This window comes from Paenibacillus sp. S25 (genome assembly GCF_019454085.1).
Classification (GTDB): Bacteria; Bacillota; Bacilli; order Paenibacillales; family Paenibacillaceae; genus Paenibacillus; species Paenibacillus polymyxa_B.
The window spans coordinates 5,947,921-5,958,851 of record NZ_CP073683.1; the positions used below are offsets into that span (position 1 = coordinate 5,947,921).

Consider the following 10,931-nt stretch of genomic DNA (forward strand, 5'->3'; position numbering starts at 1 on the left):
CTACCTCAAAAATCATGTTACTGCATACTTATATTTTATACGTTTGAGAACAGCGAAACAAATAACACAAGGCTATTAGTTTATCCATCAAAACCATTCTAATTCCTGCAATTCCAGACAAAGCAAAGACATATCTCACTTTCCATTTTGCTCAAGGAGACATGTCCATATTTCAACAAACTACTGTAATAGCTCCAGTAATCTTTCCAAATCCTGCTGGCTGTAATAATTCAATTCAATTTTGCCTTTATCCTTATTGTGCTTGATCTTCACAGTTGTTTTAAAGCGTTCACGCAGGGACTCTTCCATATGGTCAATATAGGGGTCCTTTTTTCGCACCTTTGTTTTGGCTTTCGCCTCACCAGGCTTATGATCCAACTGCTGTACAGCTTCCTCCAGTTCGCGAACACTCCACTGCTGTTCAATACATTGCTGTGCTAACTGTTTCACCATGTCTGGATCTTTGAGCCCAACAATAGCTCTGGCATGTCCCATAGACAATGTTCCACGTGAAACATGATCTTTAACTTCTTCAGGCAATGCGAGCAAGCGAAGGAAATTGGCAATATGAGAACGTGATTTTCCCACTTTCATGGACAACTCTTCCTGAGTTAAAGAAAACTGATCCATTAATCCCTGATAAGCTACTGCCACTTCCATTGCATTCAAATTCTCACGCTGTAAATTCTCAATCAGGGCAATCTCCATCACCTGCTGATCCGTAAAATTGCGAACAACTACAGGTATAGTCGGATTCCCACAAAATTGAGAAGCCCGAAAACGTCTTTCCCCGGCTATGATTTCATATCCTCGCAATACACTACGTGCAATAATAGGTTGGATAACACCGTGCTGACGAATGGATTCGGCTAATTCCTTAATGGACTCTTCATCAAACGTTTTTCGAGGTTGGTACGGATTCGCACGCAACTGGCTGAGCGGAATGTCAACAACCTTATCCTCTTCATTGACTGTAAGGGAGGGAATGAGTGCATCAAGTCCTTTTCCCAACCGTTTACTCATAAGATACCACTTCCTTTGCCAACTCAATATATACCTCTGCCCCACGGGAACGGGGATCATACGTAATAATGGACTGGCCATGTGATGGTGCTTCGCTGAGTCTCACATTGCGTGGAATAATCGTCTGATAAACCTTGCTTTGAAAATACTTTTTCACTTCTTCAATCACCTGAATACCCAAGTTCGTGCGGGCATCAAACATGGTTAACAACACACCTTCAATTTGCAAAGAGGTGTTCAGATGTTTTTGCACTAATCGCACGGTATTCAACAATTGACTTAATCCTTCCAATGCGTAATATTCACACTGGATTGGAATAATGACTGAATCGGAAGCCGTCAATGAATTAAGCGTCAAAATACCTAGAGATGGCGGGCAATCAATTAATATATAATCATAATTATGCTTAACGAGTTGAAGCGATCTTTTTAATCTCAATTCGCGAGAAATGGTCGGCACCAGTTCAATTTCCGCGCCTGCTAACTGAATGGTTGCCGGAATAATATCTAATCCCTCAACCTGTGTACTCATAATAGCTTCGCTAGGATCAACCTCGTTAATAAGTACATCATAAATGCAATTTGCCACATCCGCCTTATTGATACCCACACCGCTGGTTGTATTACCTTGCGGGTCGATATCCACGAGCAATACCCTTTTGCCGAGGGAAGCAAGTCCGGCGCCCAAATTAACGGAAGTAGTTGTTTTGCCTACTCCGCCCTTTTGATTGGCTACGGCTATTATTTTTGACACTTCATTCACCTCATAATTTAATCGGAATCCTGCTACACTCCATAACTACAAAACGCTCTATGGAGACGTTACTTAGTCCTTAACTTACGGATAACGGCAATTTCAGAATAGAATTGAGTATGCTGCGGTTTTATTCGGCGTTAGACAGAAAAAGCGGCAATTGCTGCCGCCTGTACGCTTCATCCCTTACTTACGTTTGGGAATTTGAATGACAATCTCATAGTGATCCTCATGATCAGATTCCTTGGTTTTGATATCCAAGCCTGAGCCAGACACCATATCAATGGATTGACGTATCGTATTCAGCGCAAGTCGGACATCCTTGGTAAAGGAAATCCGCTTCGATTTCTTATTCGTGGATACTTGTTTATAAAAGGCAACTCGTGCCTCTGTCTGTTTCACATTGAGTTCCTTGGCAATGACTTCATCTAAAACCTTGTACTGTAGTTCTTCGGTCTCTAATGACAATAATGCACGAGCATGACGCTCGGACACCTTCCGTTCCATTAGAGCCTCTTTCACTCTCTCCGGCAGATGAAGCAGCCGTATCTTGTTAGCAATAGTGGATTGGCTTTTACCAAGTCGTTGAGCGAGGCTTTCCTGGGTGAGCTGATGTAGGTCAATCAGCTTTTGGTAAGCAACAGCCTCTTCAATCGCAGTTAACCCTTCCCGTTGAAGATTCTCAATCAACGCGATGGATGCAGCTTGTGAATCATTAAACTCACGAACAATGGCTGGAATAGTTTCCATACCCAGCTTGGTGACAGCTCTCCAACGACGTTCCCCTGCTATAATCTCATATTGTCCATTACGGAAACGAACGACAATCGGTTGAATTACACCATGCGTCTTAATGGTCTGGCATAGCTCATCAATCTTCTCATCGTCAAATATGGTACGGGGCTGATAAGGACTGCTGACAATATCCCGAACTGGAATTTGTTTTATTTCGTCCCCAGTAGATCGCTCCGTCAAACCAAATAGCTTGGAAAATTGTTCTTTCATTCCGTATAATACCACCTAATTTCATAATAGCACCATACTAACAGCGCTTCGTGAAAAACAGTTCCTTACGCGGATCGTAGACCCTTTTATATGAAACAGCGCCGTAAGCGGGTACACTCCACGTACTCCCCTGACATTTGTTGTCCCACTCCCCTATATGTATATCTGAATTCATGGGTACAGGAGCAGTCAACTTACATTAAAACGATTATCTCTATTCTATCACTTTTCCAGCCATAATCCTATCGTCTCTACCAGCTTTTCGGAAGGATCAGAGAATAAATTATGCATCTTCTTTGGTAACTATCATCCATCTTCTTCCCCAAATGTAAACAAGAACGCATGATAGCTAAGAGTCTTTTATGTAAAGAGTCTATCAGCCATAAAAAAAGTGAATGTTTCACGTGAAACATTCACTTTCTTTCAAACATTTACACTAACGGCGCCTTCAAAGGAGTACCCGGCTTACGTGGATATTTTCGTGGTGTAGCCGCTCTTTTCTCAATAATAATCATATGTCTGGCTGCATCTTCAACAGGTAGCTGGAAGGCCTGAACATGTTTGATTTTTCCCTTTAGCTCTTTCAAGCTGTAGGAAGCTTCCTTAATTTCCTCTGTAGGATCACTGCCCTTCATCGCGGCAAAGTGTCCTCCTTCACGGACAAACGGCAAACAAAATTCATTCAGTACCGCGAGGCGGGCAACCGCTCTGGCTGTCACTAGATCATAGCTATCGCGGTATCCTGGTTTACGCCCCAATTCCTCTGCCCTGCTATGAACCAGTTCAACATTTTCCAAACCCAACTGTTCTACCACATGTGCCAAGAATTGTATACGTTTGTTCAACGAGTCTACAATAGTCAACTGAATCTGCGGAAAGCAGATTTTCAAAGGAATGCCCGGAAAACCCGCACCTGACCCAATATCAGCCAGGCTTTCCACATCATTTAACGGAACATAAAAGGCCAGGGAAAGAGAATCATAAAAATGCTTGGTGTACACTGCATCGCGCTCAGTAATACCCGTCAGGTTCATTTTTTCATTCCACTCAACTAGCACACGGTAATATGTTTCAAACTGTTCTAACTGACTGTCATTAATCACAATACTATGCTCTGCCAGCCGCTGCTTAAATTGCTGTTGTATCGCGTCCATTATGATCCCCTTGCTGCCGTTACGCGGTTATAATGCTCCAGATAAACCAGCAAAATGGAAATATCTGCAGGAGTTACACCCGAAATACGGGATGCTTGGCCAATCGACATCGGACGGATCTTTTCAAGTTTCTGCTTGGCTTCAATGGCCAGTCCTTGAACTTCACTGTATACAATATCCTCTGGGAGCTTCTTCTTCTCCATCTTTTGCAGACGCTCAACATGCATCAATTGCTTTTCAATGTAGCCCGCATACTTAATTTGGATTTCCACCTGCTCCTGTTCTTCCTCAGTAAGAGCTATAGGTGAAGGCGAGATTTGTGCTACTTGCGCATAACTGATCTCTGGTCGACGCAGCACCGTTAACAAATTACTTCCATCCTGTATTGGTGCAGATCCGCCTTGCTCCAGCATCTCATTTATATCAACCGGACGAACCTTCGCCAAGCGTAAACGTTCAATCTCTTGCTCTACCTTTTGCTTTTTATCCAAAAAGCGCTCGTATCGTTCATCCGTAATTAGACCAATATCATGCCCGATCGGAGTCAATCGCAGGTCCGCGTTATCATGACGCAACAACAGACGGTATTCTGCACGCGACGTCAGCAAGCGATAAGGCTCATTCGTACCCTTCGTCACCAGATCGTCGATCAGAACCCCAATGTAGCCTTGCGAACGGTCCAATACTACAGGCTCTTTGCCCTGCACCTTGCGAGCTGCATTAATCCCTGCCATAATCCCTTGACCCGCAGCTTCTTCGTAACCGGAGGTACCGTTAATCTGACCTGCTGTGAACAAGCCTGGGACTTTCTTCGTTTCCAAAGTAGGCCATAACTGCGTAGGTACCATTGCATCATATTCGATAGCATAGCCATTGCGCATCATCTCTACCTTTTCCATCCCCGGAATCGAACGCAGCACAGCTAATTGCACATCCTCTGGCAAGCTGGTCGACAAGCCCTGAACATAGTATTCAGATGTGTTTTTACCTTCAGGCTCCAAAAAGATTTGGTGCTTAGGCTTATCACTGAAACGTACCACCTTATCTTCAATGGATGGGCAATAACGTGGTCCCGTTCCTTCAATCAGACCAGAGAACATGGGCGCACGGTGCAAATTATCATTAATAATCTGATGTGTTTCTACTGAAGTATATGTCAGCCAGCAAGGAAGCTGTTCATTATCTGAAGACTTCGTTTCATAGGAAAAGAACTTCGGTTGATCATCACCCGGTTGTATTTCAGTTTTGCTAAAATCAATCGTGTCCTTATGCACACGTGGCGGCGTTCCTGTCTTAAATCGAACCAGATCAAAACCCAGCTCTCTCAAATGCTCAGACAATCTCAACGAAGGCTGTTGATTGTTCGGACCACTCTCATACATCAGCTCGCCCATAATGATTTTTCCGCGCAGATAAGTGCCTGTGGTCAGGACAACTGCTTTACTTCGATACTCTGTGCCCGTCTTCGTAATTACACCTACGCAATGACCGTCTTCCATAATCAGCTCTTCAACCATACCTTGGCGTAATGTCAGATTCGGTTCCTTTTCCATCGTTTCCTTCATCGCATGCTGATAAGAGAACTTGTCTGCTTGTGCACGCAATGCATGAACCGCGGGACCTTTACCAGTATTCAACATTCTCATTTGGATAAACGTCTTATCGATATTCCGACCCATTTCGCCGCCCAGTGCATCAATTTCTCGCACCACATGCCCTTTTGCAGGACCGCCAATAGACGGGTTGCAGGGCATGAACGCGACCATATCCAGGTTAATTGTGATCATCAACGTGCGGCAGCCCATCCGCGCTGCTGCCAAGGCTGATTCTACGCCCGCATGGCCCGCGCCTACGACAATTACGTCATAGTCGCCTCCTTGGTAACCCATACCTTTCTTACCTCCTTATACATTCCGGTCTTCACGCCGAATATGCTCTTGTATATATAACGATAGCAGGCTTATATCAGCCATGCTTGAAAGTTCTATTTGCCCAGACAAAATTGTGAAAATATTTGATCTATTAGCGCATCATGCGCAGTATCGCCTACAATCTCACCCAAATGCTCCCATGCCAGCCTTACATCAATCTGGATCATGTCGATAGGAACAAATTGATCAGCGGCTTCATAGGCATCTACCAGCGATTGGCGCGCCTTCTTCAACAAAGCAATATGCCGTACGTTGCTGACATATGTCATATCCGCTGATTCCAGCTTGCCGCTAAAGAATAAATTTGATATAGCCTGCTCCAGTCGGTCCGCTCCCTCATTTTCCTTCACAGACATCGGTACGATAAGCTCTTCGGGAACATAACGCAGCAACAAATCCCGGTCTACTTGGGCCGGTAAGTCCATTTTATTCATAATGACAATCGCTTGTCTACCGCGGATTTGTTCCATTAATGCCATTTCATCCTCATGCAGTGGTTCGTTGGCGTTAATGACGATGAGCAGTAGGTCCGCTTCAGTAACCGCCGTTCTCGAACGTTCTACTCCGATCCGCTCCACTACGTCTATCGTTTCACGAATCCCAGCTGTATCCAGCAACTTGAGCGGAATACTATTAATCGTCACATATTCCTCAATAACGTCACGGGTTGTACCCGGAATATCGGTCACAATTGCCCGCTCGCCCTGAGCCAATGTGTTCAGCAGTGACGATTTGCCCACATTTGGCCTTCCAACAATCGCTGTGGTCAGCCCTTCACGTAAAATCTTTCCCTGCTCCGCCGTATGCAGCAGCCGATCAATTTCCGTCATAACCTGACTGCTTTTATCCTTGATTAAATCAGATGTAAAAGATTCAACATCATGCTCAGGATAATCAATGTTCACTTCAATATGAGCAAGTGTCTCCACCAAAACATGACGCAAGCGACGAATATTCTGGGACAGTTGTCCATCCACCTGCTTCAAAGCCACCGAAAAAGCTTTATCTGATTTCGAGCGAATCAAGTCAATGACACCCTCCGCCTGACTCAGGTCAATACGACCATTCAAAAAAGCACGTTTCGTAAATTCACCGGGCTCAGCCAGACGTATATTTTGCAGCAATAGTAAATCCATCACCCGTTTAACGGCTACGACCCCGCCATGAGTGCTGATTTCTACGACATCTTCTGTCGTAAAAGAGCGTGGCGCCCGCATCACTGTAACTAAAACTTCCTCCACCTTTTCCTGGCTTTGAGGATCTATTATATGTCCATAATGTACCGTGTGAGTTGGAGCCTTGCTTAGAGGCGTTTTACTACGGAACAAAGCCTCCACTTCCGTGACCGCTTCTGGACCGCTGATCCGTACAACTGCAATGCCGCCCTCGCCGACAGCCGTTGCAATGGCAGCTATAGTATCGCTCAGCATAAAGTTTCTACCTCCTATCAAGTAGAAACGACATTGCCGTCCTTCATCAAGGACGGCAGCCGTTTCAGCGAGAAATATAAGAAAAAAAGCAATGGCTTCTGCATCTTGCAGAGAGCCATTGCGTCGGATTATTTTTTAGCAATGACGACGCGCCGATTGGGCTCGTCCCCCTTGCTGTATGTTCTAACCAGCGCATGCTGTTGGAGCTTGGCGTGAATCAGCTTCCGCTCCTGTGACGGCATTGGCTCCAGTACCACTTCCTTGCCATAACGAATAGCCTGGTTTGCCAACCGATCTGCCAAATCCTCCAGCGTTTTTTGCCGACGTGCACGAAATTGCTCGGCATCCAGCACAATTCGGATGAATTTGTCAGAATGACGGTTGGCAACGATATTCGTCAGGTACTGTAATGCATCCAATGTCTGTCCTCTGCGGCCGATCAACATACCGAGTGACGGACCGGAGATATCCAGTGTACTTTCATCCTTGCGGTGGCGGACATCAACTTTAACGTCCAATCCCATTCCTGCTGCTGTTTCACGAATGAAACGCACCGCCTCTTCATAAGGATCTATATGTCCCGAGGGTGCTTCCATGTTCATCTGTGCTTCCTGTGCAACAGGCCCAGTTTCTTCAGATAAAGCCTGTCCCACGCTAGAAGGTGCTTGAGCCGATACATGAGGTTCAGCCGCGTGTGTGGTTTCAGGAGACGGCTCAGAGAGCAGCGTAAGCTCCACCTTCGCCTTCTTGACCCCGAGCCACCCCAGGAATCCTTTTGACGGCTGTTCCAACACGCTTACGGTTACCCGTTCACGGCTTACTCCCAGCTGGGAGAGTCCTTGTCTTACAGCATCTTCAACGGTTTTTCCTGATGTCACGACTTTGGTCATCTCGACTTTTTAGCCCCCTTCGTGTTTTTGCCACCTTTTTTCTTACTATTGGAGGAACCTGTTTTCGCAAGACTGGCTGTTTTCACATTCGCCAGTGCTGCTTCTTTATCCTTATTCCGATAAAGGAAATAGTTTTGAATGATCGTGTAAATATTACTGTAGAACCAGTACAACGGCAAAGCGGATGGGAAGTTGTACGACATAAACAGAATCAGCACCGGATAGACGTACAGCAAAAATTGCATCGGTCCCTGCTGCGGCGTCGGATTCATTTTCATCATCATCCAGGTTTGGACAAATGTCGTAATCGCTGCCAAAATCGGCAGGATAAACAAGTGATCCGGTTTACCTAACTGGAGCCACAAGAAGTCATGATCCCGCAATGCCGAGTTATAATAAATGGCATTATAAAGCGCGATGAAAATTGGCATCTGTACTACCAAAGGAAGACAGCCAGCCATCGGGTTGACCTTATTTTCCTGGAACAACTTCATCGTCTCTTGCTGGACTTTTTCAGGCGTATCCTTGTACTTCGCTTGAATTTCTTTTAATTGCGGCTGAATGGCCTGCATAGCTTTGGAACTACGTACTTGCTTGAGTGTAAGCGGCAAAATAATGGTTCGCACGATAATCACCAGAATCAGTACGGCCAGGCCATACTCTCCAGAAAACCATTGGGCAAATGTATCTAACGCATACGAAAACCAGTAAACGACATATCTTTGCCAAAACGATCCATTGGCCAAGTCTGCCGTCGTGTAAGAATTGTGGGCCGTCTGAGCACATCCGGACAGCACAGCAACAAGTGCCAATAAGGCAATCAGGAGGAACCATTTTCCCCGTTGAGTCTTCAAACGCGACACTTCATAACCCCTTTCTTAACCAATCCATTCCAACGTAAATCATACCATATCCTGTAGGACAAAGATACTGACTATCGGCGTGAAGACTTGAGCAGCGAGGCTTTGCGTAGAACGTGCAGCACGCTTTTCTCCAGCTCTTGATACGACATTGTAACCGCACCCTTACGAACGATAAAAATCAGGTCAATCTGCTCCACCAATTCATGCTCATGATGGCGCACAATTTCCTTAACGATTCTGCGCATCCGGTTGCGAACTACTGCATTGCCGATCTTCTTGCTGGCCGAAATTCCGACGCGGAACTGCTCTACCTCTCTGCGGCGGAACCAGTACACCACAAACTGATGGTTGGCAAAAGATTTGCCATGGCGGTATACGCGCCCAAAGTCCGCCCGGTTTCGTAGACGCAATTTTTTTTGCACGGCGCTTCTCCTTGCTCATCTCATTTACACATGTCGGTAAGCTAACCTTTACCTTTTATATAGTAAGAAGTATGGACAACATTCCAACATGGTAATCTCGCTTATTTTATATCCGTTTTCAAAAGCTTCATCTAATATAGGACAGGATGCTGGACTTCCCCCTCTTCTTTCACTACATTTTTACAACAATAAAAGAAGGAATCCGATCCCTGAATACCTCAATTATGAAAAAAAAGACCACCGTAGTGGTCTTTATGCACGCATTACGCACTCAATACTTTTCTACCTTTTTGGCGACGAGCTGCCAAAACTTTACGGCCATTCTTCGTGCTCATTCTTTTACGGAAGCCGTGAACTTTTTTACGTTTGCTGACATTCGGTCTGAAAGTCGGTCTCATTGTGCTGCACCTCCTTACAAGGAATACGTTTTATATGGAATATACCTAACGTAGCAATCTCCACAAAAAACACCTTTGTACATTTAACCACAAATAGCGGCCAAAGTCAATGTACTTGTGAATCCTCTCCCTCTTTTTGCATTCAGGAAGCCTCCCCCGCTCACTCACTTCACTCTTTTATTCCCTTACTTCATAAAATTTCTTTCACTTCCCCTCCATCATCAGCATTCTATTTGTCGTTTTCGCTCCTCCAAAAACTGTTTTTTACATTTATTCATTCTATAACTTGAATCCATCCTATTTTCATATCGACGTTATCAGGTTCGTTCAAAAATAATGTCGGAAACGTTACCGGAAATTTTCAACAGAAAAATAAGCCTCTGTGACCAAAAGGCAACGGCTGTTATGCACAGATCCACAAAAAGAACTGAATTGTGATTTAATTGGTCATAACCTGTGCATAACATTTTAGAGTAAAAAAGAGTTATTGTCGAAAACTGAACAAATTATAAACAATATCTTGTGTTGTGAATAAAAATTGTACACAACAGATTGAATTTGTGGATAAATAACCACGAGTCATTGAAATACAAGGCTTCTTTTGCTATGATGATATTACTTTTGAATGTGAATATGTTGTTTTACCCTCCATATTATCAACACCCTGTGGATAAAGTTGTGAACAAGTTCAATTTATCCATCTTTTTATTTTTGTGCGGATTCGGGATTCTGGGGATATATTCTACATTTTTCATTTGATTTCGACATATTGCAGTCCCGTTTTGGCCTGCGGGATCAAGAGAACGGATCGTGCCGCACATTCCCTCCTGAGAAATATCGCCTTTCTTCTGCTGATCAGCAGCGGAATTTCCATTAGCTATTTTTCAGGGTCATTTTGTGCTGCGTTCTCTCACCACACTGCCGCATGATTTAGGCGGCGGTATGTCTTTTTATGGCCTTCAACAACATTTTTGGGATTTTAGGCGTTTTGCCGAAGCGCCGAGAGCAGCTCTCTGCAGCTTAATTCGGTAAAATGTCAGGATTTAAAAGGAGTGACGTCT

At 44.6% G+C, this 10,931-nt stretch carries 10 protein-coding genes; all 10 read right to left on the reverse strand.

All coding sequences use genetic code 11. The features are described 5' to 3' along the window. Window positions 1-180: 180 nt before the first annotated feature. The 10 genes from KAI37_RS26165 to rpmH all read right to left on the reverse strand — a co-directional run bounded on the left by KAI37_RS26165 (window position 181) and on the right by rpmH (window position 9,870). Window positions 181-1,023, reverse strand: a complete 843-nt coding sequence (locus KAI37_RS26165) for a ParB/RepB/Spo0J family partition protein (RefSeq protein WP_013312809.1) — start codon at window positions 1,021-1,023, stop codon at window positions 181-183. Next, window positions 1,016-1,777 (reverse strand): ParA family protein, encoded by a 762-nt coding sequence (locus KAI37_RS26170; RefSeq protein WP_013312810.1) that lies wholly within the window; start codon window positions 1,775-1,777, stop codon window positions 1,016-1,018. Before KAI37_RS26170 ends, KAI37_RS26165 begins: the two co-directional genes overlap by 8 nt. 186 nt (window positions 1,778-1,963) lie before the next feature. Then, entirely contained in the window at window positions 1,964-2,782 is an 819-nt protein-coding gene (gene noc / locus KAI37_RS26175; protein WP_013312811.1) for a nucleoid occlusion protein, read from the reverse strand. 431 nt (window positions 2,783-3,213) lie between these two features. Next, complete coding sequence (rsmG, locus tag KAI37_RS26180) at window positions 3,214-3,936, reverse strand: 16S rRNA (guanine(527)-N(7))-methyltransferase RsmG (RefSeq protein ID WP_220030521.1); 723 nt, start codon at window positions 3,934-3,936, stop codon at window positions 3,214-3,216. Beyond that, entirely contained in the window at window positions 3,936-5,825 is a 1,890-nt protein-coding gene (gene mnmG, locus KAI37_RS26185; protein WP_104497447.1) for a tRNA uridine-5-carboxymethylaminomethyl(34) synthesis enzyme MnmG, read from the reverse strand. The genes rsmG and mnmG overlap by 1 nt, the downstream gene beginning before the upstream one ends. 95 nt (window positions 5,826-5,920) lie before the next feature. Beyond that, the gene (gene mnmE / locus KAI37_RS26190; protein ID WP_220030522.1) at window positions 5,921-7,297 is read right to left on the reverse strand and encodes a tRNA uridine-5-carboxymethylaminomethyl(34) synthesis GTPase MnmE; all 1,377 of its coding nucleotides are present in this window, start codon (window positions 7,295-7,297) and stop codon (window positions 5,921-5,923) included. A 128-nt stretch (window positions 7,298-7,425) separates the two neighbouring features. After that, on the reverse strand, window positions 7,426-8,187 hold the full coding sequence (jag, locus tag KAI37_RS26195) for an RNA-binding cell elongation regulator Jag/EloR (protein ID WP_025718873.1): 762 nt from the start codon (window positions 8,185-8,187) through the stop codon (window positions 7,426-7,428). Then, window positions 8,184-9,050 carry a YidC/Oxa1 family membrane protein insertase gene (locus tag KAI37_RS26200; RefSeq protein WP_013312816.1) on the reverse strand — a complete coding sequence of 289 codons (867 nt, stop codon included), beginning with the start codon at window positions 9,048-9,050 and terminating at the stop codon, window positions 8,184-8,186. Before KAI37_RS26200 ends, jag begins: the two co-directional genes overlap by 4 nt. Before the next feature lie 71 nt (window positions 9,051-9,121). Beyond that, window positions 9,122-9,472, reverse strand: coding sequence for a ribonuclease P protein component (gene rnpA / locus KAI37_RS26205; RefSeq protein WP_013312817.1), 351 nt, complete (start codon window positions 9,470-9,472; stop codon window positions 9,122-9,124). Window positions 9,473-9,735: 263 nt separating this feature from the next. Beyond that, the gene (rpmH, locus tag KAI37_RS26210) at window positions 9,736-9,870 is read right to left on the reverse strand and encodes a 50S ribosomal protein L34 (protein ID WP_007433250.1); all 135 of its coding nucleotides are present in this window, start codon (window positions 9,868-9,870) and stop codon (window positions 9,736-9,738) included. Window positions 9,871-10,931: the final 1,061 nt, after the last annotated feature.

Coding starts and splice junctions, on each gene's coding strand:
- rsmG (WP_220030521.1), bottom strand. CDS start 3,936: ATGGACGCGATACAACAGCAATTTAAGCAGCGGCTGGCAGAGCATAGT.
- mnmE (WP_220030522.1), bottom strand. CDS start 7,297: ATGCTGAGCGATACTATAGCTGCCATTGCAACGGCTGTCGGCGAGGGC.
- jag (WP_025718873.1), bottom strand. CDS start 8,187: ATGACCAAAGTCGTGACATCAGGAAAAACCGTTGAAGATGCTGTAAGA.
- noc (WP_013312811.1), bottom strand. CDS start 2,782: ATGAAAGAACAATTTTCCAAGCTATTTGGTTTGACGGAGCGATCTACT.
- rpmH (WP_007433250.1), bottom strand. CDS start 9,870: ATGAGACCGACTTTCAGACCGAATGTCAGCAAACGTAAAAAAGTTCAC.
- KAI37_RS26165 (WP_013312809.1), bottom strand. CDS start 1,023: ATGAGTAAACGGTTGGGAAAAGGACTTGATGCACTCATTCCCTCCCTT.
- mnmG (WP_104497447.1), bottom strand. CDS start 5,825: ATGGGTTACCAAGGAGGCGACTATGACGTAATTGTCGTAGGCGCGGGC.